This window comes from Niallia sp. Sow4_A1, assembly GCF_052116745.1.
Taxonomy (GTDB): Bacteria; Bacillota; Bacilli; order Bacillales; family Cytobacillaceae; genus Niallia; species Niallia hominis.
The window spans coordinates 223792-248407 of record NZ_JBQKKM010000001.1; the positions used below are offsets into that span (position 1 = coordinate 223792).

Annotated in this window: 24 protein-coding genes; 23 read left to right on the forward strand and 1 reads right to left on the reverse strand. The window is 36.2% G+C overall.

Features of this window, described 5'->3' with window-relative positions; translation table 11 throughout:
* The first annotated feature begins 33 nt into the window (after positions 1 to 33).
* The 20 genes from uvrB to trxB all read left to right on the forward strand — a co-directional run bounded on the left by uvrB (position 34) and on the right by trxB (position 20866).
* A complete protein-coding gene (gene uvrB / locus ACTQ5K_RS01040; RefSeq protein WP_031540651.1) occupies positions 34 to 2013 on the forward strand; it encodes an excinuclease ABC subunit UvrB in 1980 nt (659 codons plus the stop codon).
* 7 nt (positions 2014 to 2020) lie between these two features.
* Positions 2021 to 4897: an excinuclease ABC subunit UvrA gene (gene uvrA, locus ACTQ5K_RS01045; protein WP_031540652.1), complete on the forward strand. Its 2877-nt coding sequence runs from the start codon at positions 2021 to 2023 to the stop codon at positions 4895 to 4897.
* Positions 4898 to 5403: 506 nt separating this feature from the next.
* A complete protein-coding gene (locus ACTQ5K_RS01050; protein ID WP_031540653.1) occupies positions 5404 to 6531 on the forward strand; it encodes a DUF4097 family beta strand repeat-containing protein in 1128 nt (375 codons plus the stop codon).
* A gap of 52 nt (positions 6532 to 6583) precedes the next feature.
* Entirely contained in the window at positions 6584 to 6784 is a 201-nt protein-coding gene (locus ACTQ5K_RS01055; protein ID WP_349204762.1) for a hypothetical protein, read from the forward strand.
* 2 nt (positions 6785 to 6786) lie between these two features.
* Positions 6787 to 7143, forward strand: a complete 357-nt coding sequence (locus tag ACTQ5K_RS01060; protein WP_031540654.1) for a phage holin family protein — start codon at positions 6787 to 6789, stop codon at positions 7141 to 7143.
* A gap of 361 nt (positions 7144 to 7504) precedes the next feature.
* Positions 7505 to 8434 (forward strand): HPr(Ser) kinase/phosphatase, encoded by a 930-nt coding sequence (hprK, locus tag ACTQ5K_RS01065; protein ID WP_031540655.1) that lies wholly within the window; start codon positions 7505 to 7507, stop codon positions 8432 to 8434.
* Between the two features lie 92 nt (positions 8435 to 8526).
* Positions 8527 to 9339: a prolipoprotein diacylglyceryl transferase gene (gene lgt, locus ACTQ5K_RS01070; RefSeq protein WP_031540656.1), complete on the forward strand. Its 813-nt coding sequence runs from the start codon at positions 8527 to 8529 to the stop codon at positions 9337 to 9339.
* Positions 9340 to 9351: 12 nt separating this feature from the next.
* Positions 9352 to 10014 carry a pyrophosphatase PpaX gene (gene ppaX, locus ACTQ5K_RS01075; RefSeq protein WP_031540657.1) on the forward strand — a complete coding sequence of 221 codons (663 nt, stop codon included), beginning with the start codon at positions 9352 to 9354 and terminating at the stop codon, positions 10012 to 10014.
* Positions 10011 to 10544 (forward strand): acyltransferase, encoded by a 534-nt coding sequence (locus tag ACTQ5K_RS01080; protein WP_031540658.1) that lies wholly within the window; start codon positions 10011 to 10013, stop codon positions 10542 to 10544. Before ppaX ends, ACTQ5K_RS01080 begins: the two co-directional genes overlap by 4 nt.
* Before the next feature lie 240 nt (positions 10545 to 10784).
* Positions 10785 to 11969, forward strand: a complete 1185-nt coding sequence (locus tag ACTQ5K_RS01085) for an ATP phosphoribosyltransferase regulatory subunit (protein ID WP_031540659.1) — start codon at positions 10785 to 10787, stop codon at positions 11967 to 11969.
* Complete coding sequence (gene hisG / locus ACTQ5K_RS01090) at positions 11966 to 12610, forward strand: ATP phosphoribosyltransferase (RefSeq protein WP_031540660.1); 645 nt, start codon at positions 11966 to 11968, stop codon at positions 12608 to 12610. The genes ACTQ5K_RS01085 and hisG overlap by 4 nt, the downstream gene beginning before the upstream one ends.
* Before the next feature lie 19 nt (positions 12611 to 12629).
* Positions 12630 to 13895, forward strand: coding sequence for a histidinol dehydrogenase (gene hisD, locus ACTQ5K_RS01095; protein WP_031540661.1), 1266 nt, complete (start codon positions 12630 to 12632; stop codon positions 13893 to 13895).
* Between the two features lie 182 nt (positions 13896 to 14077).
* Positions 14078 to 14665 (forward strand): imidazoleglycerol-phosphate dehydratase HisB, encoded by a 588-nt coding sequence (hisB, locus tag ACTQ5K_RS01100; RefSeq protein WP_031540662.1) that lies wholly within the window; start codon positions 14078 to 14080, stop codon positions 14663 to 14665.
* Positions 14666 to 15289: an imidazole glycerol phosphate synthase subunit HisH gene (gene hisH / locus ACTQ5K_RS01105; RefSeq protein ID WP_031540663.1), complete on the forward strand. Its 624-nt coding sequence runs from the start codon at positions 14666 to 14668 to the stop codon at positions 15287 to 15289.
* A 6-nt stretch (positions 15290 to 15295) separates the two neighbouring features.
* Entirely contained in the window at positions 15296 to 16024 is a 729-nt protein-coding gene (hisA, locus tag ACTQ5K_RS01110) for a 1-(5-phosphoribosyl)-5-[(5-phosphoribosylamino)methylideneamino]imidazole-4-carboxamide isomerase (protein WP_109769007.1), read from the forward strand.
* A 44-nt stretch (positions 16025 to 16068) separates the two neighbouring features.
* Positions 16069 to 16827: an imidazole glycerol phosphate synthase subunit HisF gene (gene hisF, locus ACTQ5K_RS01115; RefSeq protein ID WP_031540665.1), complete on the forward strand. Its 759-nt coding sequence runs from the start codon at positions 16069 to 16071 to the stop codon at positions 16825 to 16827.
* Entirely contained in the window at positions 16824 to 17468 is a 645-nt protein-coding gene (gene hisIE / locus ACTQ5K_RS01120; protein ID WP_031540666.1) for a bifunctional phosphoribosyl-AMP cyclohydrolase/phosphoribosyl-ATP diphosphatase HisIE, read from the forward strand. Before hisF ends, hisIE begins: the two co-directional genes overlap by 4 nt.
* Positions 17446 to 17619, forward strand: a complete 174-nt coding sequence (locus ACTQ5K_RS01125; protein ID WP_204375777.1) for a hypothetical protein — start codon at positions 17446 to 17448, stop codon at positions 17617 to 17619. Before hisIE ends, ACTQ5K_RS01125 begins: the two co-directional genes overlap by 23 nt.
* Positions 17620 to 17740: 121 nt before the next feature.
* Complete coding sequence (locus ACTQ5K_RS01130) at positions 17741 to 19258, forward strand: tetratricopeptide repeat protein (RefSeq protein WP_441993267.1); 1518 nt, start codon at positions 17741 to 17743, stop codon at positions 19256 to 19258.
* 657 nt (positions 19259 to 19915) lie between these two features.
* Positions 19916 to 20866, forward strand: coding sequence for a thioredoxin-disulfide reductase (trxB, locus tag ACTQ5K_RS01135; RefSeq protein ID WP_284560944.1), 951 nt, complete (start codon positions 19916 to 19918; stop codon positions 20864 to 20866).
* Between the two features lie 699 nt (positions 20867 to 21565).
* Here trxB and ACTQ5K_RS01140 read toward each other — a convergent pair.
* Positions 21566 to 22102 carry a nuclease-related domain-containing protein gene (locus ACTQ5K_RS01140; protein WP_048718872.1) on the reverse strand — a complete coding sequence of 179 codons (537 nt, stop codon included), beginning with the start codon at positions 22100 to 22102 and terminating at the stop codon, positions 21566 to 21568.
* 169 nt (positions 22103 to 22271) lie between these two features.
* Here ACTQ5K_RS01140 and ACTQ5K_RS01145 point away from each other — a divergent pair, with 169 nt between their 5' ends.
* Genes ACTQ5K_RS01145 through ACTQ5K_RS01155 form a run of 3 tightly spaced genes read left to right on the forward strand, consistent with a single transcriptional unit; the run spans position 22272 to position 24586 of the window.
* Positions 22272 to 22730 carry an NUDIX hydrolase gene (locus ACTQ5K_RS01145; protein ID WP_031540670.1) on the forward strand — a complete coding sequence of 153 codons (459 nt, stop codon included), beginning with the start codon at positions 22272 to 22274 and terminating at the stop codon, positions 22728 to 22730.
* A gap of 21 nt (positions 22731 to 22751) precedes the next feature.
* Complete coding sequence (gene rapZ, locus ACTQ5K_RS01150) at positions 22752 to 23633, forward strand: RNase adapter RapZ (protein WP_031540671.1); 882 nt, start codon at positions 22752 to 22754, stop codon at positions 23631 to 23633.
* A complete protein-coding gene (locus ACTQ5K_RS01155) occupies positions 23630 to 24586 on the forward strand; it encodes a gluconeogenesis factor YvcK family protein (protein WP_031540672.1) in 957 nt (318 codons plus the stop codon). The genes rapZ and ACTQ5K_RS01155 overlap by 4 nt, the downstream gene beginning before the upstream one ends.
* Positions 24587 to 24616: the final 30 nt, after the last annotated feature.

A 24616-nucleotide genomic window follows, 5' to 3' on the forward strand; every position in this document is an offset into this window, starting at 1 on the left:
AAAAGAAGTGCATATAGATCGGAGGATGGTTTAGTGAATCATGATTTTGAATTAGTTTCAAAGTATACGCCTCAAGGAGATCAGCCGGGAGCAATAAAAAAACTAGTATCAGGAATTAAAGAAGGCGAAAAAATTCAGACATTGCTAGGGGCGACTGGGACTGGTAAAACCTTTACAATTAGCAATGTTATTAAAGAAGTAAAGAAGCCAACGTTAATCATTGCTCACAATAAAACACTAGCTGGCCAATTATATAGTGAATTTAAAGAGTTTTTCCCAAATAATGCAGTAGAGTATTTTGTCAGCTATTATGATTACTATCAACCAGAAGCATATGTCCCGCAAACGGATACGTTTATCGAAAAGGATGCCAGCATCAATGATGAAATTGATAAGCTTCGCCATTCTGCAACATCTTCCTTGTTTGAAAGAGATGACGTTATTATTATTGCCAGTGTTTCTTGTATTTACGGTTTAGGTTCTCCAGAGGAATATCGAGAAATGGTTGTTTCCTTAAGGACTGGTATGGAATTAGAAAGAAATCAACTGCTTCGTAAACTAGTTGATATCCAATATGATCGAAATGATATCGATTTTAAACGGGGGACTTTCCGTGTTCGTGGAGATGTTGTTGAAATTTTCCCCGCTTCTCGTGATGAACATTGTATTAGAGTAGAATTTTTTGGAGATGAAATTGATCGGATTCGTGAAGTAGATGCATTAACTGGCGAAATATTAGGAGAACGGAATCATATTGCCATCTTTCCTGCTTCTCACTTCGTAACAAGAGAAGAGAAAATGAAAGTGGCGATTGAGAACATTGAAAAGGAATTAGAAGAACAATTAGAAAAACTAAGGGAAAATAATAAATTATTAGAGGCACAACGTTTGGAACAGCGCTCTCGCTATGATCTTGAGATGATGAGAGAGATGGGGTTCTGTTCGGGAATAGAAAACTATTCAAGACATTTAACATTAAGACCTCCTGGCTCAACACCTTACACTTTATTGGATTATTTTCCAAAAGATTTTCTTCTTGTCATTGACGAATCCCATGTTACACTTCCGCAAATTAGAGGAATGTATAATGGGGACCAGGCAAGGAAAAGTGTGCTAGTAGAGCATGGCTTTCGCTTGCCATCTGCACTTGATAATCGCCCGTTAACCTTTGGAGAATTTGAACAGCATATAAATCAAATGATCTGTGTTTCTGCAACGCCTGGTCCGTATGAAATGGAGCATACGCCGGTAATGATCGAACAAATCATTCGGCCAACTGGATTACTTGATCCAACTATTGACGTTCGTCCAATTGAAGGACAGATTGATGATCTAATTGCTGAGATTCATGAAAGAATTAAGCGGAATGAGCGGGTGCTGGTAACGACGCTTACGAAAAAAATGTCAGAGGATTTAACGGATTATCTGAAAGAAATCGGCATTAAAGTACAATATTTACATTCTGAGGTGAAAACGTTAGAACGGATTGAAATCATTCGAGAATTACGTCTCGGCAAATATGATGTTCTCGTAGGGATTAACTTATTACGGGAAGGATTGGATATTCCAGAAGTATCATTAGTCACTATTTTAGATGCTGATAAGGAAGGGTTCCTTCGTTCGGAACGATCTTTAATTCAAACAATCGGACGTGCAGCAAGAAATTCGAATGGGCATGTTATTATGTATGCAGATAAGATGACGCATTCAATGGAAGTAGCAATAAGTGAAACGAAAAGACGGAGAGAAATCCAAGAGAAATATAACGAAGAACATGGTATTACTCCGCAAACGATTCAAAAAGGTATTCGAGATTCCATTCGTGCTACGCAAGCAGCAGAAGAACCAGAAGAATATGCAACTTCTGTTAAACTTGATAAATTGACGAAAAAGGAAAAAGAGGCAATGATTGCCCAAATGGAGAACGAAATGAAGGAAGCAGCAAAAGCTCTGAATTTCGAAAGAGCTGCAGAGCTTCGCGATTTATTGCTTGAATTAAAGGCGGAGGGGTGAGCAAAAAATGGCAATGGATAAACTTATTGTAAAAGGTGCAAGAGCAAATAATTTAAAAAATATTGATATAACTATTCCAAGAGATCAATTAGTAGTCATAACTGGTTTATCTGGTTCCGGGAAATCTTCTCTCGCTTTTGATACCATTTATGCAGAAGGACAAAGAAGATATGTTGAATCTTTATCCGCATACGCGCGACAGTTTTTAGGGCAAATGGATAAGCCAGATGTAGATTCGATTGAAGGACTGTCCCCTGCTATTTCCATCGACCAGAAAACAACTAGCCGAAATCCACGCTCTACAGTTGGAACAGTAACTGAAATCTATGATTACTTAAGACTATTATTTGCAAGAGTAGGAAGACCAACTTGCCCAGAGCATGGAATTGAAATATCTTCCCAGACAATTGAACAGATGGTTGATCGCATTCTAGAATATCCTGAAAGAACTAGACTTCAAGTGCTCGCTCCGGTTGTATCAGGGAGGAAGGGATCCCATGTAAAAGTGCTGGAAAATGTGAAAAAGCAGGGATATGTTCGATTACGAATCGATGGAGAAATGTTTGAAATTGGTGATGATATTTCCTTAGATAAAAATAAGAAACATAATATAGAAGTAGTAATTGATCGCCTTGTAGTGAAAGAAGGGATTGCTGCAAGACTGGCAGATTCCCTTGAATCCGCATTACAATTTGGGAATGGAAAAGTGATTATCGATGTAATTGGGGAGGAAGAATTGCTTTTTAGCGAGCATCATGCTTGTCCGATTTGCGGATTCTCTATTGGGGAATTAGAGCCAAGACTGTTTTCCTTCAATAGTCCATTTGGAGCTTGTCCTGATTGTGATGGTCTCGGAAATAAACTAGTAGTAGATGTTGATTTAGTCATTCCTAATTGGGATTTGACTCTAAAAGATAATGCGATTGCTCCATGGGAATCTATTAGTTCTCAATACTATCCTCAGCTCCTTGAAAGTGTATGCAACCATTATGGCATTGATATGAACATACCCGTAAAGGATATTCCTAAAAATCTAATGGATAAGATTCTTTATGGATCAGGCAAAGAATATATTCACTTTCGATATGAAAATGACTTTGGCCAAGTTAGAGAAAATGATATTCAGTTTGAAGGTGTTATAAGAAATATCGAAAGAAGATTTAAGGAAACAAGCTCTGATTATATTCGAGAGCAAATGCAAAAATACATGGCTGAACAGCCTTGTCGTACATGTAAAGGCTATCGGTTAAAGAAAGAAGCATTAGCAGTATTAATTAATGGCCAGCATATAGGAAAAATCACGGAAAAATCAGTTGTTGAGTGCTATCAATTTATGGAGCAGGTTGATTTAACTGAAAAGGAAAAACAAATTGCGAACTTGATTCTTAGGGAAATAAAAGAGAGAGTCGGATTTTTAATAAATGTTGGTTTAGATTATCTGACTTTAAGTAGATCAGCGGGAACTCTATCTGGAGGCGAAGCGCAAAGAATTCGTTTGGCAACACAAATTGGATCAAGACTTACAGGCGTACTTTACATCTTAGATGAACCTTCTATCGGTCTTCATCAAAGAGACAATGATAAATTAATTGATACATTAAGACAAATGAGAGACATCGGAAATACATTGATTGTTGTAGAGCATGATGAAGATACAATGATGGCAGCAGATTATTTAATCGATGTTGGTCCTGGTGCGGGCGTACATGGAGGAGAAATTATTTCTGTCGGAACACCAGATGAAGTAATGAAGGATCCTCAATCGATAACAGGTCAATATTTATCAGGAAAAAAATTCATCCCACTTCCATTAGAGAGAAAACAAAGTGATGGTAGGTTTATTGAAATAACTGGGGCGAAAGAAAATAATTTAAAAAATGTAAATGTAAAAATCCCCCTTGGAATGTTTATCGCCGTCACAGGTGTTTCAGGGTCTGGAAAAAGTACGTTAATTAACGAGATTCTTCATAAAGGCTTAGCACAAAAGCTGAATCGCGCAAAAGCAAAGCCAGGCCAGCATAAAGAAATTAAAGGAATCGACCAGTTAGAAAAAGTTATTGATATTGATCAGTCTCCAATTGGACGAACTCCAAGATCAAATCCTGCGACTTACACCGGAGTGTTTGATGATATTCGGGATGTTTTTGCGACGACTAATGAAGCTAAAGTACGTGGATATAAAAAAGGACGCTTTAGTTTTAATGTAAAGGGCGGAAGATGTGAGGCTTGTCGTGGAGATGGAATCATAAAAATTGAAATGCATTTCCTTCCAGATGTGTATGTTCCATGTGAAGTATGTCATGGAAAACGATACAATAGAGAAACATTGGAAGTAAAATATAAAGGGAAAAACATTTCAGATGTCTTGGGTATGACAGTAGAAGATGGAGTAGCTTTCTTTGAAAATATCCCTAAGATTCATCGTAAGCTTCAAACAATTGTTGATGTTGGTTTAGGTTATATTAAACTCGGACAACCAGCAACTACTTTATCAGGTGGGGAAGCGCAAAGGGTCAAATTAGCATCTGAATTACACCGCCGTTCTACTGGCAAGTCCTTTTATATTTTAGATGAGCCGACGACAGGCTTACATGTTGATGATATTTCAAGATTATTGATCGTGCTTCAAAGATTAGTCGAAAATGGCGATACAGTACTCGTTATTGAACATAATCTGGATGTAATAAAGACTGCAGATTATATTATCGACTTAGGTCCAGAAGGCGGAGATAAAGGTGGTACTATTTTAGGAACAGGTACGCCAGAAGACATTGCAGACCTTAAAGGATCCTATACGGGGAAATATTTAAAGCCAATCTTGGAGAGAGATCGACTAAGAATGAAGAATCATATAGAAGAAGCAGAAAAGATTGCTACAACTTAATATAGGATAAAGGGATGGGGACAGTAGAAGAGTCGATTAGTTTATAGCAAAGCAGACTTCCTATAAAATGGCCCTGTCCCTTTTTTATTTCTTCCACAGAATTCTTCTGAAATGAAAAATAATGACATAAAATAAAAAAGATTATTAGCTTTAAGTAAATAGATAAATAAAAGGATTGAAACTTTTCGGAGGGATAATTCGTATTAGAATGAAGAGATGATAATTTTGAATGCTAATGGTTGATATCCAGAATTAATTAGAGTAGACATCAACGGACTCTATTGCAAAAAAATGAAATTATTATGCAAACAGCATTTTTATCACAATTTTAATTGTAATTTCCATCATTAATCTTAAATAATATCTTAAAAATACAGCCAATCATTTCATAATTCACAGAGTATCATTAAAAACCGTTTTGTAGTTTATGGCTAAGCATTAGCAAATTATTTTTAAATGTTGAAAACAGAATAAAACAGTTTAGTTAATTTTGAGGAGGATTTAAAGTGGCTGACGAGAAAAAACGAATTTTAGAGTTAGTTGAAAGTGGAAAATTGACAGTGGATGAAGCATTAAAGCTAATGGAAAAGGTTGATGAAGTAAGTGAGAAGAAATCCTTAAATGAAGAAGAAAAGAAGATATTAGAAGATTTTCATGAAGAAGCAAAGTTCCATGAAAAAAAGAAAGAAACAAATTCAAATTATGGATTTAACTTTCAAGCAGCAAAAGATAAACTTTTTGATTTTGTTGATACAACGATAAAGAAGGTAAAAGAAGTAGACCTTGATTTGAACTTTGGTCATTTTGAAGAAGTTTCTCACATATTTCAGTACAATAATATTTCACCAAAGAAACTGGATATTGATATTCCTAATGGAGAAGTTGAGCTCATTCCATGGGATCAAGAAGAAGTTAGTATTGAGTGTAAAGCAAAGGTATATAGAGTTAATTCTTTGGAAGAAGCAAAAAAGGTGTTTTTAAAGGAAATACAAGTGATTGTAGATGATGAACAATTAGTAGTCAAAACAAATCATAAATGGATGAAGGTAAAAACTCAAGTTTATGTTCCTAAAAAGTCCTATGAATCAACCATCATTCGCTTATTTAATGGACCGATTACAACATTTGATATAAAGGCGGAAAAATTGTATGCTAAAACGGCTAATGGTAAAATAACGCTAAATGCAGGTGAAAATACAAAAGTAGAAGCAGATGCAGCGAATGGCAGTATAAAAGTTGATAAAGGAAACATCCAGAAACTTGATGCAGAAACGATTAATGGTTCGATTGCAGTGGATGGGTACTTTAATAAAGTGGATTTACAATCCTTTAATGGAAGTATTTCATGTACAAATCATGCCGAAAATTGTGAAGTTTTAGAGTTCCAAGGGACTACAGGGAGTATTGAGGTAAGCTTGCCAGAAGCATTAGCCGTTAGTGGTGTATTAAAAACGAATTTTGGCGGCTTTAATGTAGAGTTAGAGGGTATTCAAATAATTGAAGAGAAAAGTGAAGTACTTCAAAAAACGTTACAATTTAAATCAATACAATCAAGTGATCATCATACAAAAATGGAAGCAAACACAAAAACTGGATCGATAAAGGTTAAAAAAATTGAAAAAGCAGGCAATTAATTTTATAGGAAAAACCGATAATTAATTAATCGATAGTTGGTATGGAGAATAAATGAATGTGCGAATGCTAATTATATCACTTATCGTATTTTTACCACTCTTAACGGCCAGTACCATTACCTCCTATCGACTGAGAAGAATTCATGGGAGAAAGGCGGGAAATCAACTGTCCGTAAAGGTCCGATTGGTTCAACTAACCATCAGTGGGGAAGTTTCTTTATCGGTTTTTACTATGCAGAATGAGGAGCAATAAGAATGAGATGGATAATAGGAATATTAATTAATGCTATCTTCTTTGTGGCATTAGCCGGTTTATTTCAGGATTACTTTTATTTATCAGGAATCGGTGCTGCAATTGGTGCTAGTGCCGTTTTATCTCTGCTAAATATTATTGTAAAACCAATTTTAATATTATTGACATTACCTGTGACAATATTATCGCTAGGACTATTTTTATTTGTCATTAATGCGATCACACTGTCATTAACAGACAGATTGATGGGGAGCAGTTTTGAAATATCAAGTTTTAGTATGTGCTTACTTTTTAGCATTTTCCTATCGATTTGTAATATAATTGTTCAAAATACTGTCCTTCGTGGAGAAAAAAGGTAAACGCTGCTAAGTAAAGGGGGAAAACTATTTTCCTGCTTTATTGGCAGTTTTTTTATGTTCCAAATTAATGAATGGGAAGTAGATTTAATCTGCAGATATTAGCACATTCATTATGAAAACAGCCATAATAATGGACATTATTGGCTTCATAATAGCATAACTGCTACCGATTTCCACTAACAGTATGTAAACGAGGACCTATAAGTAGTCTTGTTTTCCTAATATTTTGATTGAATTCTGGCATATATTTATCTTTTAATGCTAAAATAAAGTGAATATGGAATTCTAAATAATGACTAAAATTAAACAGTTTTGTTCTGTTTATAAAACGAACAGCAAAGACCTTTAAAGGAGGAGCTTCATGGCGGCAAAAGTATTAATAAAAGATGTTATTGAAGAGTTTGATTTAGAAATTGTAAGTGGAGAAGAAGGAATTAATCGACCGATTACGGTTAGTGATATATCAAGACCTGGTTTAGAAATGGCAGGCTACTTTAACTACTATCCAGCTGAGCGTGTTCAGTTGCTAGGAAAGACAGAGCTTACATTTGCTCAACGTTTAAGTGATGAAGATCGAGCAAATCGATTAACAAAATTATGTAGTGATACAACTCCAGGTATTATCATCACTCGTAATATGGAAGTGCCACCACAGTTAATAGAGGCATCTGAAGAGCTGGCTGTACCAGTATTGCGGTCCAAGCATAAAACATCACTTTTTTCTAGTAGACTTACAAATTTCCTGGAAAGAAAACTTGCACCTACTACAGCGGTTCATGGTGTCCTCGTTGACATCTATGGCGTAGGGGTTTTAATTACGGGGAAAAGTGGTGTTGGTAAAAGTGAAACAGCACTTGAGCTTGTTAAGCGTGGTCATCGATTAGTTGCTGATGATTGTGTGGAGATTAGGCAAGAAGATGAGAATTTAATTGTTGGAAGTTCACCAGAGCTAATTGAGCATCTATTGGAAATTCGCGGATTAGGAATTATAAATGTCATGACTTTATTTGGAGCTGGTGCTGTACGCACACATAAGAAAATCTCCTTGGTTATGTCATTGGAATTATGGGAGCAGAACAAGCAATATGACCGTTTAGGGCTAGACGAAGAAAAAATGAAAATAATTGATACGGAAGTAACAAAGCTTACGATTCCAGTCCGTCCAGGTCGAAACTTAGCTGTCATTATTGAAGTAGCAGCAATGAATTTCCGATTAAAACGAATGGGTGTAAATGCAGCAGAACAGTTTACCAATAAATTGAATAATGTTATTTCTGACGAAAAAAATTAAAGAAATGTAACTAAAGGAATGAATGGTAAAGTGAAAATACACTTTTTTCTCAAGCCTTTAAAAGAAACACATGGGAAATAGGAGGAAATCTGATGGAAGATATACAACCAATCGATCCAATTGCCTTTTCATTAGGACCAATTGATGTCAGATGGTATGGACTTATTATCGGTTCTGGATTAATTCTTGCTCTTATTATTGCAATGAGAGAAGGAAATAGAAGAGGACTAGGAAAGGATGACTTTCCAGATTTAATGTTATGGGCTATTCCAATCTCTATTATATGTGCGAGAATTTATTATGTCATCTTTGAATGGAGCTATTATAAAGATCACCTTGGTGATATTCCAAAAATTTGGAATGGAGGTATCGCTATTCATGGTGCCTTAATTGGAGCTGTTGTCACTACCTATATTTTTACAAAGAAAAAGGGAATTCCTTTCTGGAAAATAATTGATATAGCAGCGCCAAGTCTTATCCTTGGACAAGCAATTGGCCGTTGGGGCAACTTTATGAATCAAGAAGCACATGGTGGGGAAGTAACACGTTCCTTCTTAGAAGGACTTCATTTGCCGACCTTTATTATTGATCAGATGTATATTAACGGAACTTACTACCATCCTACTTTTTTATATGAATCATTATGGAATATAATTGGATTCGTGATTTTACTAGCTTTACGTAAAGTTAATTTACGAAGAGGAGAAATATTCTTATCCTATGTCATTTGGTATTCGATTGGAAGATTCTTTATAGAAGGCATGAGAACAGATAGCCTAATGATTGGCGATTTACGAATGGCTCAATTAATTTCTTTAGCTTTAATTGTATTATCAGTTGTCACCATTATTTATAGAAGAAAAGCTGGATTTGCAAGTGAGCGTTATTTAGATACAAATGGTTAATGATAGAAAGGGATGTTCAGGTTGACTGGAAAAATTAATACTGCATTATTTGATTTAGATGGAACACTTATTAATACAAATGAATTAATAATTTCCTCTTATTTACATACATTAAATCATTATTACCCAGGAAAATATGGCAGAGAAGATGTAATTCCATTTATGGGTCCACCGTTATTAGAAACATTTGAATCCATTGATAAATTACGTGCACAGGAAATGATGACAATGTATCGTGCCTATAATATCGAGAATCATGATAATATTGTTACGATATTTGATGGAGTATATGAGACCATTAAAGAATTAAAGGAAAGAGGCTTTAAACTTGCGATTGTATCAACAAAGCTTTCTGATGTGGTAGAAATGGGCTTGAAATTAACAAAATTAGATGCGTTTTTTGACGTAGTAGTTGCATTGGACCATGTAAAAAAGGCAAAGCCAGATCCGGAGCCAGTTCTTCTTGCTCTCGAGAAATTGAAGGCATCACCAGCTGAAGCAATAATGGTTGGAGATAATAAACATGATATATTGTCAGGAAAAAATGCAGGTACCTTAACTGCTGGGGTTGCTTGGACATTAAAAGGAAAGGCATTCTTGCAGGAATATCATCCTGACTATATTTTTGATAATATGAAGGATATCCTTTCTATTCCAGAAGTTCAAACATCATGAGAAAGACAACAAGATATCCAGTTAGCGGACCGAATTCTTTATGGCATGTATATAAGACTGTGCCTTTTTTAAAGGTAATTAAGAATTTTATGGTTATCCAAACAGCAAGATATATGCCTTTTTTGAAAGTAAAGAACTGGATGTACCGTAAGCTTTTGAAAATGAAGGTGGGAGAACATACTTCCTTTGCTTTGATGGTAATGCTTGATATTATGTTTCCTGAAAAAATCAAGGTTGGCAAGAATAGTGTGATAGGATATAACACAACCATTCTTGCCCATGAATATTTAATTGAGGAATACAGACTAGGGAAGGTTGAAATTGGTGATGAAGTAATGATTGGTGCCAATTCAACGATTCTTCCTGGCGTGAAAATTGGAGATCATGCAATTGTTTCAGCAGGTACACTTGTCCATAAGGATGTTCCTGCAGGAAGCTTTGTTGGTGGAAATCCAATGCAAGTTATTTATACAGCAGAACAAATGGAAGAGCGCAGAAAAAACGAACCTTCTTATGTACTAGATGAATAAATAGAAGATAGCCTATCTGTCCGTTATTCCAAGATTGATAATCTTTGGAGTAACGAATAGATAGGTTTTTTAAAAAATGTCAGAATTAATAAAAAATAGAAAGATTAAGCGAATTTTCTTTTAAATGCAACTTTTCCCTTGACCTAAGATACGACGAAGAGTACACTAAAAACAACTCTTTAATTTGGTAGTATATTAGCGAACTAAAGCATTCGGAATTTTAAAACATGAGGTGTAGTGATGAGTAGCTTATTTATGTTTGAAAAGCCATTAGGCATGAGAGATACATTACCAGCCATATATGAAAGAAAATATAAAGTAAAACAATCGATGGACACAGAGATTAAGAAATGGGGATACCAATTTATTGAAACCCCAACATTGGAATATTATGAAACAGTCGGAACGGCGTCTGCCATTTTAGATCAGCAACTTTTTAAATTATTAGATCAGCAAGGACATACACTAGTCCTTCGTCCAGATATGACAGCCCCAATAGCGAGGGTAGCAGCTTCTAAACTTCTAACAGAAGAATTGCCATTGCGACTTGCCTATAATGCCTCTGTTTTTCGAGCACAGCAGCGAGAGGGTGGGAGACCAGCTGAATTTGAGCAAATCGGGGTTGAATATATCGGTGATAAAACAATTAGTGCCGATGGGGAAGGGATTTCTTTACTCGTTTCTACTCTTCAACAAGCAGGTGTGAAGGAGTATCAAGTTTCAGTAGGACATATTGGCTTTGTGCAGTCCTTCTTTCAACAAATCCTGGGAACGAAAGAAAGAGCAGAGAGTCTAACGAAATATTTGTATGAAAAAAATTATGTGGGGTATCGCCAGCATGTGGACAAGCTTTCTTTATCAAGCATTGATAAGCAGCGATTAAATGATTTCTTGCAGCTTAGAGGCGGAGAAGAAGTGATTGAGCTTGCTTATCAATTGATTGAAGGCGGTCAAGGGGCGAAAGCAATTGACGACTTAAAGCAGCTTTGGGAAATCCTTGTTGATTATGAAGTGGCAGATAGAGTGACATTTGATTTATCCCTTGTTAGTCATATGAGCTACTATACTGGGATTGTGTATGAAGTATATGCTGAGGGTGTAGGTTTTCATATCGGCAGTGGTGGCCGCTATGATTTATTATTAGAGAAATTCGGAAAAAGAACGGGAGCAACTGGTTTTGCTATTCGAGTTGACCGATTATTAGAAGCACTTGGGAAAGTGGAAAAAACAGCAACAATAGAGTGTATTTTATTTAGTAATGAGCGCAGAAAAGAAGCTTTCCAATTGGCTCAGGAGAAGAGGAAAGCAGGAATCCATGTCATTACGCAAGATATTAATGGGGTAAAAGATGTAGATGCTTGTACGAAGCAATACAGTGAAATTACGCTATTAGTTGGGAAAAAAGGAATGGAGGTTGTCAAATGAACGATATGCTAACTATCGCCATGCCAAAGGGAAGGATATTCGAAGAGGCGGCTGACTTATTAAGAGATGCAGGCTTTCGTTTACCTGCTGAATTTGATGACTCCCGGAAATTAATCATTGATGTAGAAGAAGAAAACTTCCGCTTTATCTTGGCAAAACCAATGGATGTACCAACTTATGTGGAGCATGGCGTAGCCGATTTAGGGATTGCTGGGAAAGATGTCATGCTGGAAGAAGAAAGAGATGTATATGAACTGCTAGACCTACATATTAGTGCCTGCTATTTGGCAGTGGCGGGTCTTCCAAATACAGAGCTTAATGAAATCGCGCCAAGGATTGCGACAAAGTATCCGAATGTAGCAGCTGCTTATTTTCGGGAGCAAGGGTCTCAAGTAGAAATCATTAAGCTGAATGGTTCGATTGAGCTTGCGCCTATTATTGGGTTGACGGACCGAATTGTTGATATTGTTTCAACAGGAAAAACATTGGTAGAAAATGGACTAGTAGAATACGAAAGAATAGTAGATATTACTTCAAGATTAATTGTAAATCCTGCAAGCTATCGATTGAAGGATTTACGAATTGGTGAATTAGTTGCAAGGCTTCAACAAGTCGTAAATACGAAGCTATTATCGAAATAAAGGGAAAGGGGATTTCGAGATGAGGATTGTGAAAGATATAGAGAATATTAGCTTAAAACGTTCTGTTGATGCTGGAACAGTAGAGCAGAGAAAAGCCGTTATCGACATAATGGAAAACGTAAAAAGAAATGGTGATCAAGCATTAATCGAATATACAAAAAAATGGGATGGAGCAAATCTATCAAGTCTTCTTGTAAGGGAAGAAGAGATTGCGGTTGCCTACGATAATGTTGAAAAGGATATGATTTCTATTATCAAGGAGGCAGCTGCAAACATTAAAGATTACCATCAAAAGCAGCTAAAAACTTCATGGAGTTTCACACAAGAAAATGGATCAATCCTTGGTCAAAGAATTCTGCCTTTAGATTCAGTTGGTGTATATGTGCCAGGCGGAACGGCAGCCTATCCTTCATCTGTATTAATGAATGTAATTCCAGCAATTGTTGCAGGAGTGAATCGGATTGTAATGGTATCTCCACCAAGTGAAAACGGAACACTTCCTCCTGCAGTACTAGTAGCAGCAGATATTGCAGGAGTTAAGGAAATTTATAAAGTGGGAGGAGCACAGGGGATTGCTGCTTTAGCCTATGGAACAGAATCGATTGAAAAGGTCGATAAAATTGTTGGTCCTGGGAATATCTTTGTAGCCCTTGCAAAACGAGAAGTTTTTGGAGATGTTGCCATTGATATGATTGCTGGTCCAAGTGAAATTGCGATAATAGCAGATGAAACGGCCAGAGCAAAAGAAATAGCAGCAGATTTATTATCACAGGCAGAGCATGATGAAAGAGCTTCATCTGTTCTTGTGACTACTTCTCCAAAATTAGCAGAAGAGGTTTCGAAAGAAGTAGAAATACAGTTAAGTGATTTGCCGCGAAAAGAAATAGCGAAAAAATCAATAGATCAATATGGATTTATTGTCGTTGTAAACACACTGGAAGAAGCTGTGACAATCATTAATACAATTGCCCCAGAACATTTAGAAATAATCACAGAAAATCCGTCTGATATTCTGGAAAAGATTCGCCATGCAGGTTCCATCTTTCTTGGAAGATATAGTTCAGAACCAGTCGGCGATTACTTTGCAGGAACGAACCATGTATTGCCGACAAATGGTACAGCAAGATTCTCTAATCCATTAAATGTAGATGATTTTCAAAAAAAATCTAGTGTTATCCAATACAGTGAAGCAGCATTTCGCGAAAATGCCCCAAAAATAGCTAAATTTGCACGATTAGAAGGGTTAGAAGCCCATGCAAGAGCAATAGAAGCCCGCGATAAGTAAATAATTAGTATCGATAGTTTTGACAAAGAATGACGATAGTGACCTTAGCAGCAAAGATAAAGTGGAGGTACGGTCATTCGGCTATGGGATTAGCGATAATGGGAAGACTCTAAGGGGCAAGCGAACTGCCGCCAAATAGAAAGATATCTTTCAAGGTTACTATACAAAAAGGAGGAAGGAATATGGGAAGAACCGCTGCAATCAATAGAAAAACAGGAGAAACAAACATTCAGTTATCTTTAAATATAGACGGAGAAGGAGTTTCTGAAATCGATACAGGCGTACCATTTATGAATCACATGCTAGATTTATTTACAAAACACGGTCAATTTAATTTGACGGTACAAGCAAATGGCGATATTGAAGTAGATGATCACCATACTACAGAAGATATTGGAATATGTCTTGGAATGGCGCTGAAGGATGCTCTTGGTGATAAAAAGGGCATAAAACGATATGGAAATAGCTTTGTACCAATGGATGATACGTTAGCGCAAGTAGTAATAGATTTAAGTAATAGACCGCATCTAGAATTTCGTGCTGAATTTCCAAGTGATAAAGTTGGGACGTTTGATACCGAACTTGTCCATGAATTTCTATGGAAATTTGCATTAGAAGCTAGAATGAATCTTCATGTTATTTTACATTACGGACACAATACTCATCATATGATTGAAGCGATTTTTAAAGCGATGGCTCGTGCACTAGATGAAGCTACGACAATTGACCCTAGAATCAAGGGGATTCCTTCGACGAAAGGGATGCTGTAAATGATCGGGATTATTGATTATGGAATGGGAAATTTGTTCAGTGTGAGTAAAGCACTGGAACGATTAAATGCTCCTTATTTTATTTCAGAGGACAAAGAAGCTTTGTTAAACGCAGATGCATTAATTCTTCCTGGCGTGGGTGCATTTAAAGATGCGATGGCAAAGCTAAAGGAGACTGGCTTAGCGGAGATGATTGACACATTTGTTGACAGTGGCAAGCCTTTTTTAGGAATATGTCTTGGAATGCAGCTATTGTTTGAGTCGAGTGAGGAGCATGGCTACAGTGAAGGCTTGAAATTATTGCCTGGAAAAGTAGTTCGTTTTCCTGGAATAGCAGAAGATGGTTCAGCATATAAGGTACCTCATATGGGCTGGAACAAGCTTCATTTTAAGAAAGAGTCATCAATAGCACCAAATAGGGACGATGATTTTGTTTATTTTGTGCACTCCTATTATGCAGATACAAAAGACGAAGTAATCATCGCGAGCTGTTCCTATGATAAAGAGGTACCAGCAGTAGTGGGAAGAAACAATGTATATGGCATGCAGTTTCATCCAGAGAAAAGTAGTAAATTGGGTATGCATTTATTAAGCAATTTTGCTAGTTTAATACAGGAAGGATGAACTTACATGACCTTTACCTTATATCCTGCTATTGATATGCGGGGCGGAAAATGTGTCCGTTTGCTTCAAGGGGACTATGATAAAGAAACAATCTATGGTGATTCACCGTTTGATATGGCCAAGAGCTTTGTTGAGCAGGGTGCTAAATGGATACATATGGTTGATTTAGATGGTGCAAAAGATGGCAAAAGAGTAAACGACCAATTTGTTATTGATGCAGCAAAAAAATTAGGTGTGAAAGTGCAAATTGGAGGAGGCATTAGACAAGAGGAAGATATTGTTCACTATTTAGAAAATGGGGTAACGAGAGTAATACTCGGCAGTGTTGCTGTTTCTAATCCAGAATTTGCGATGGAGATGATTCGGAAATATGGAAAGGGAATTGCCATTGGAATCGATGCGAAAAATGGACTTGTAGCGACACATGGATGGCTGTCGACCTCTGAGGTGAAAGCTGTAGAGTTGGGGAAACGATTTGCAGAAGCAGGAGCCGAGACCTTTATTTTTACGGATATTGCAACAGATGGCATGTTGAGTGGCCCAAATATAGAGGCAATTGAAGAAATGGCTTTGGCAACAAAAAAAGAAGTGATTGCATCCGGTGGAGTAAGTAGTATAGAAGATCTTAAGCGGCTGAAAGAGATACACTCTAAGGGTGTTGGCGGTGCGATTATAGGCAAGGCGTTATATGAAGGAAGGTTCACACTAGAAGAAGCTTTGGGGAAAATGTACTAGCGGAAGAAACATTTCGACAAGCTCATTGTGAGAGGGGTTTTAAAATGTTAACAAAGCGAATTATTCCATGTTTGGATGTTAAAGATGGACGGGTTGTAAAAGGAATCCAATTTGTTCAATTAAGAGATGCAGGAGATCCAGTTGAATTAGCGCGCTTTTATGATGAACAAGGAGCAGATGAATTGGTATTTCTCGATATATCTGCTTCACATGAAGGTAGAAAGACAATGGTAGAAGTAGTAATGGAAGTGGCATCCCAGCTTGCTATTCCTTTTACTGTTGGAGGAGGCATTCATTCATTAGAGGATATGAAAAAAATTCTTCGTGCGGGTGCGGATAAGGTATCATTAAATACAGCTGCAGTGCTAAATCCATCTTTGATTGAAGAAGGGGCTAATTTTTTTGGTTCTCAATGTATTGTAGTTGCGATTGATGCAAAATATGATGCAGCACTTGAATCATGGCGGGTATATACACATGGTGGTAGAAATCCAGTTGATAAAGATGTTATTACGTGGGCAAAAGAAGTGGTAGAACTTGGAGCAGGTGAAATCCTATTAACAAGCATGGATTCGGATGGAGAGAAAAATGGCTTTAATCTAGCATTAACAAAAGCAGTGAGTGAGGCTGTTTCTGTTCCTGTTATTGCTTCAGGAGGAGCTGGAAATGCTGCCCATTTTGAAGAAGCGTTTAAAGAGGGAAAAGCTGATGCTGCGCTGGCTGCTTCTATTTTTCACTATAAAGAAACATCTGTTCATGAAGTAAAGGAATATTTGAAGGAAAAGGGAGTGCTTGTCAGATGAATGTAGAGGAATTGAAATTTGATGAAAAAGGATTAATTCCTGCTATTGTACAGGATGCTACTACGAAAGAAGTGTTAACACTTGCTTATATGAATAAAGAATCCTTAGAAAAATCCTTACAAACAGGGGAGACTTGGTTTTATAGCCGTTCTAGACAAGAACTTTGGCATAAAGGGGCAACAAGTGGCAATACACAGCAAATTGTAGAGATTAAATATGATTGCGATCAAGATGCATTAGTAGTATTCACCAATCCAGCTGGTCCTGCTTGCCATAATGGAACAACAAGCTGTTTTATAGAGAGCATTTATCAAAATAAAGAAGCAGTTAAAAAAGTATCTGCAGATTATCAGATTCTGGCTAACTTAGAGAAAGTTATTGAAGAAAGAGATAGAAATCGTCCTGAAGGTACATATACAACGTATTTATTTGAAAAAGGGGTAGATAAGATTCTGAAGAAAGTCGGAGAAGAAGCAGCAGAAGTTATTATTGCTGCGAAAAATCGCGATTCAGAGGAATTGAAATGGGAAGCATCCGATCTTCTTTATCATTTATTCGTCCTATTAAGAGAGCAAAAACTTCCATTTTCTGAAATTTTAAATGTATTGGAAGCACGTCATGAAGAGAAGCAAGGTAAGTAAAGAGATAGAAAAAGAGGCCCATTCGATTAAGAAGAATGAGCCTTTTTACTTTTTGCTTGTACGTGAATGGCTTCATCGAAAAGTTATTCCGACCCCTTTTTCCTACCAACAAATTTCTGCTTTAAATTCATACACTTTTTTTCCAAAATAGGATTGACTCTTCTCCGAAATGAACTTAATATGGTATAATTGTTTAGTTAACAATAACCATTTATTTTAGCATGCTATTTATCTCTTGCTTTATAAGGGAACATATATATATTGGAGGATTTATGAATAAAAACTCAAGTAGAGTACAACCAGTGGGTAAACTTATTACATTTAATCCTATAGGCGAATTTTATTTTAACAAAGGAATTAAAGCATACCATCAAAGAGATTATTATAAATCCCTTAAATATTTGCAAAGAGCACTGGCGTTGGAGCCAGGAGAACCAATGATTGCGTGTCAGCTTGCAGTCGTTTATGCAGATGTTGGAGAATATCAAAAATCAAATGAACTTCTCCATGATATTATTGAAGAATTAGATGAGGGTATGGTTGAGTGTTATTATTTCCTAGCGAATAATTATGCCCATTTAGGATTTTTTAAAGATGCATATTATCATGCAAAACTCTATTTAAGTCTGGATAAAGATGGGGAGTTTGTAGAGGATACGGAAGACCTAATGGAGGTTCTTTCTTTGGAATCCGATGAGCTTGAGGAAGAAGAAGCCTACGAGGAAGAAGATCTTATTACAAGACAGGAGCAGGCAAGAGCATTGCTTGAGTCTGGTAACTTTGCAAAGGCTGTAGAAGTGCTGACGAAAGTGATTCAAGATTATCCAGAGTATTGGTCGGCCTATAATAATTTAGCTTTAGCTCATTTTTATCTTGGTCAATCGGAAAAGGCTAGCGAAATTTTAGAGCATGTATTGACTCAGAATATAGGAAACTTACATGCTTTATGTAATAAGCTAGTATTTGCCTATTATCAAAATAACGATGCTCATGTTGCGGAAATGGCAGCTATTTTAAGAAAAATCAACCCTATTTCTATTGATCATCAATTCAAACTAGGCACTACTTTCGCACTTATTGGCGAGTATGACACGGCGTATTTTTGGTTGAAGAAGATTTATAAACAAGGATTCCAAGGAGACAGTTCTTTTTACTATTGGTTATCGTATTCCGCGTATAACACAGGAAATAAGCAAACGGCAAAAAAAGCATGGAAAAAAGTATTGGAGCAGCAGCCAGAAAAAGAAGGACAAGAACCATGGAATAATTTGGATTATAAGGTTAGTGGATTTGAGGAGCATCTTAGCTCTATTCTGAAAAGATTTGACAGCAATCATGTAGAGGAACGATTGTTTGCGACATTCTTAACTTCTGTATCTAGTCAAAAGGAAAAAATTCTTTCTTCATCTGCTATGCAGTTAAAGAATTGTTCAACGAAATTAGAACAAGATTATTTCGCCTTTGTGAAGACTGGTACTGAAATAGAGGATCCGTTCCTATATGTTGCACATCATACAGCAGAGCAAATTTATACGAACTATCATCCAATTGGAACAGAAGAAACTAGCTTATATCTACTATGGTTTTCAGCAATCATGGAAATGCAAACAGCCGGTACTTTATATAAAAATTGCATTGCCAGTGCAGCAGCTATCGATTATTTATGGAATCAAACTCGTGAGACAAAAAAGACCCAGCAAGAAATTGCCGATCAGTATGGACTCTCTACTTCAACATTACAGAAATATATAAAGTCACTGAAGGATTATATGCAACCTATCTATAGTTAATATCTATCATTTAGGATGTTTTATGCGTTTAATGAAAAATAATTCCTTATAGAAGCAGTTTAATTCGGATAGAATTTAGCTGCTTCTTTTTTTAGGTTGCTTTAGGGATGTATTTTAATAGCAGTTGAAATGAATTAAATGATTAAATAGATGATAAAAAGAGTTATAATTAATCTAATAATAGGGTGAATGATATTTATTTTTCTATAAAGGTAAAAGCCATTTGCGATGGCAAGAATGCTAATGAAGACGATCATGTTTACCAAGTTTTAACTAATCAATTAGACGAACTTTTGAAGGAAGAAGAAGAATTACGGGAGCGGAGACTAATTTTAGAAAATGAGGTCAAGAAACTAAAGGATTTGATATAAATCTTTTAGAAATTACATAATAAAGAGTGGGAAAAATAGGGGGACTACATAAATTCCAATAAATTCTATCCTAGATTGCTATCCGTAAATGAATATACAGCTATTTTTGAAAATTTTTCGAGTTTGAGCAGATTTTTGGACGGATAGGGGATTGGTTTTATAGGATAGTAATAGATAATCATACTTATAATAAGAAATAGAAATTAATTTAAAGATTGATTCTTTTATCTAAGCGTTTATTTAGTATAATAAATGCGTTAGTTAATGGGAAAAGGAGTTTTTGAAAATGACAGAAGAAAAAATTTATGATGTTATTATTATTGGGGCAGGACCAGCTGGAATGACAGCTGCTGTTTATACTTCTCGTGCCAATCTTTCTACATTAATGATAGAAAGAGGAATACCTGGTGGACAGATGGCGAATACAGAAGAAGTGGAAAACTTTCCTGGATTTGAAAGTATCTTAGGCCCAGACCTATCCAATAAAATGTTTAATCATGCAAAGAAATTCGGTGCTGAATATGCTTATGGTGATATTAAAGAAATAGTGGATGGAAAAGAATACAAAACAGTGAAAGCTGGTTCAAAAGAATTTAAAGCAAGATCTATTATTATTTCTACAGGTGCAGAATATAAAAAGGTTGGCGTACCAGGTGAAAAAGAATTAGGAGGTCGCGGTGTCTCTTACTGTGCTGTATGTGATGGTGCGTTCTTTAAGAATAAGCGTCTATTTGTTATCGGCGGAGGAGATTCAGCAGTTGAAGAAGGTGTATACTTGACTCGTTTTGCATCACAGGTGACGATTGTACACAGACGCGATGAATTAAGAGCACAGAAAATTCTTCAAAAAAGAGCGTTTGATAATGAAAAGGTTGACTTTATTTGGAATCATACGATTAAAGCAATTAATGAAAAGGATGGGAAAGTGGGCAGTGTGACACTTGTTTCCACTGTAGATCAAACAGAGCAAGAGCTAGAGGCTGACGGCGTGTTTATTTACATTGGCATGGTTCCATTATCTAAACCATTTGAAAGCTTAGGAATTACCAATGAAAATGGTTATATTGAAACAGACGATCAAATGGAAACGAAAGTACCAGGTATATTTGCGGCTGGTGACATTCGTGAAAAGACACTTCGCCAAATTGTTACTGCAACTGGTGACGGAAGTATCGCTGCCCAAAGCGCTCAGCACTATGTGGAAGAGTTAGCAGAATCATTAAAACAACAAGCATAACTACTTCTTAAAAGTGTCATTCCGTTTTAATTGGAATGTAACAGTAGTGAAACATATTTGGGGTATCATATAAGTAGAAATTGACCCCCTTTTAAGATATATTTTTTTAGCATAGGCTTATACAGCCTATGCCTTTTTTTGCTTGGGCAGATTTTTGGTTTGGCTGATAAATGGTAACTTTCGCGAATAACTTCGAGGTTTTCGCGAATACTTCACTTTCTTTCACGAATAACTCAATAATTTTAGTGAATATCACGTTAAATGATACAAATACTTCTTTTTCATTCAAAAAAATCTTTCGAAGGGTAATAAATTCTTCCTCGATTTTCACCTGTATAAGGTAATTTCATTGAAACAAGAAGCCGATTAGCGGTATCTTTGGATGTAATATGGACAAATTCACGAAATTCCTTACTGGTAATAGAAGGTTTGATTAAGAGGAAATAATCCTCTACTGCTTTTATATGAGCCAGTTTATCAAAATGTGGAACAGGATGGAAAAAACCAGTTACGCATTTTTCTTATCATCGCAAATGCTTTACAGTGAGGGCATTGAACACCTGTTATAATGTCTTTTTTGTTTATTCGGTATTTTTCCAATATATTAGTGTTTTCCGAGGTATGATGCTTGCGAAGAAATTTGGAGATTTTGAGTAGGCTTTTTTCATCTATAACATTTACTTTATATTTTCTTTGTAACTAATCCCATTTATCAAGAAAACTATGGCTGTGAAGAACATGATTTTTTATGGAGGGATTTCCTTTTATGATTGTAGAGGGTTTAGAAATAATAACGAGGGGTTCAATGGGGGGAATGGTAAAGTGGTGTTTTTGTAAGAAATGCTCTAATTGTCGCTTTAATCTATTTACTTGGGAGATAGGATCTAAGTATCCCCCTTCTTGATTATTTCTAATTCGAGTAAACTGGTTTAAGGTTGTATCAAAAATTAATGTGCCTAAGTAGTTTTTACAGTCAATAATGACAAAAAAGAAACGAGTCAGCAGGAGATAGTCTATTTGAAAATAAGATTTACCATTATATAAACGAAGATTATGAATAATAAAGCATTCTTTATCTGGTATAAAATCAAGGTAGTAGGTTAGTTCCTTTTCACCTTTATAGCCTCGTAAATGAATATAGACATCTTTTTTGATGGTCCAATCTTTACCTCCGCGTTGTAAGAGAGCTTCCATTTTTCTTAATTTCAAACTCTTTTTTATAAAATTAATATACAAGAACAATACACATCCTTTTCAAAAGATTATATCATTCATTCTCCGTAATGAATGAAGAATCCTTCCTAATTGGAAAAGGCAATTTATTGTGAGGGCATGACAATAATAGTATAATAAAAGGAATGGATAAAAGAAGTGCCTACATACAGAGAAAATCGGGGTGAATAATTTGCAACGTGTGACGAATTGTTTGTTACTTAAAGATAATAAAGTATTGTTATTACAGAAGCCAAGACGTGGTTGGTGGGTAGCGCCAGGTGGCAAAATGGAGCCAGGAGAATCTGTACGAGATTCCTGTATTCGTGAGTATAGAGAAGAAACAGGTATTTATTTAAGAAATCCGAACATAAAAGGGATTTTTACCTTTATTATTAAGGATGGAGATAAGATTGTGTCGGAGTGGATGATGTTCACCTTTTTCTCTACGAACGCTGATGGTGTCAATGTAGATGAATCAGCTGAAGGGAAAATCGTCTGGCATGATTTAGATAATGTGAAAAACTTGCCAATGGCTGAAGGCGATTATCATATATTAGACTACATGATCCATGGGAATGGAATTATCTATGGGACATTTACTTATACACCTGATTTTGAATTAATTAGTTACCGATTAGATCCAAGCTAAAGATTTATAGGGGGAATAAAAATGAGTGCAAGTGAGCCACAAATCGTAATCATCACAGGAATGTCAGGAGCAGGAAAGACAGTTGTTATCCAAAGCTTTGAGGATTTAGGATTTTTTTGTGTAGATAACCTACCTCCAACTCTTTTGCCAAAGTTTCTTGAACTTATGAAAGAGTCTGAGAATAAGATGAATAAGGTTGCTCTTGGGATGGATTTAAGAGGCAGAGAATTTTTTGATGATTTATTCACTGCCCTAGACGATTTAGCAAATTCCTGGGTTGTACCTAAGATCCTTTTTCTAGATGCTGATGACAGCGCGCTAGTTAGAAGGTATAAGGAGACAAGAAGAGTTCATCCCCTTGCACCGTCTGGACTTCCTTTAGAAGGAATTAAAATGGAAAGAGAAATGTTAGAAGAGTTAAAAGGAAGAGCTCAAATTATTTATAATACATCACAAAGCTCTCCCAGAGAACTACGTGAAAAGATTTTAAAAGAGTTCTCTGTTAATAAACAATCCATCTTTACTGTAAATGTGATGAGTTTTGGATTTAAGCATGGACTTCCTATTGATGCAGATTTAGTATTTGATGTGCGTTTTTTACCAAACCCTCATTACGTGGAGCATATGAGACCGAAAACTGGTTTAGATGTAGAAGTATCTAGTTATGTGTTGAAATGGACAGAGACAGGTCAGTTTCTAGAAAAAGTAATTGATTTGTTAACGTTCATGCTGCCCCAATATAAGAGAGAAGGAAAGTCGCAGCTAGTTATTGCGATTGGCTGCACTGGGGGTCAGCACCGCTCTGTTGCGTTAGCAGAATATATTGGACATCATTTTGAAAAAGAATATAATATTGCTATTGCTCACCGTGATATGGAGAGGAGAAAGGACCAGCAGGCATGAGTGAAAAGGAACAGCCAAGAATAGTAATCATCGGGGGAGGAACAGGCCTTTCTGTACTTTTACGAGGATTGAAAAAATATCCAGTGGATATAACAGCAATCGTAACGGTAGCTGATGACGGAGGAAGCTCTGGAAGATTAAGAGAGGATCTTGATATCCCTGCTCCAGGAGATATTCGCAATGTATTAGCAGCACTATCAGATGTGGAGCCATTAGTGGAGGAAATGTTTCAGCATCGATTCACTAATAGTAAAGATTTAGATGGGCATTCATTAGGTAATTTAATTTTAGCTGCAATGACTTCCATTACTGGTAATTTTACCTATGCGATTCAAGAAATGAGCAAAGTACTTAATGTTCGTGGTAAAGTATTACCTGCAACAAGTCATAGTGTTATCTTAAATGCATTAATGGAAGATGGGACGGTTGTTGTTGGAGAATCGAGTATTCCGGAAGCTGGGAAAAAAATAAAGAGAGTATTTCTAACTCCAGAGGATTCTGCTCCGCTTCCTGAAACCATTCATGCTATCCAGCAAGCAGATCTAATTGTAATTGGCCCTGGAAGCTTATATACGAGTATCTTGCCGAATTTGGTTGTCAAAGAAATTAAGGAAGCCGTTCTAGAAGCGAAAGCGAAAAGAGTATATATATGCAATATAATGACACAAGCTGGAGAAACGTTAGATTATACGGCAAGTGATCATGTGAAGGCATTATATGAACATGTTGAACAACCATTTATCGACACGATTATCGTGAACAAAACGAATATCCCAGCAAGTGTACAACAAAGATATGATGAAGAAAAAGCAAAGCCTGTGGTTTTTGATATAAAACGGCTAGAACGGATGGAGCTAGATGTGATAGCTGGCGATATCATCAAGCTTGATCAAGGTGTTATTCGCCATAATACTGTTGAAATGGCGAAAATTCTTTATTCGATAATTGAATAATGGATTAAATTGCATCTGCTTTTTTCTAAA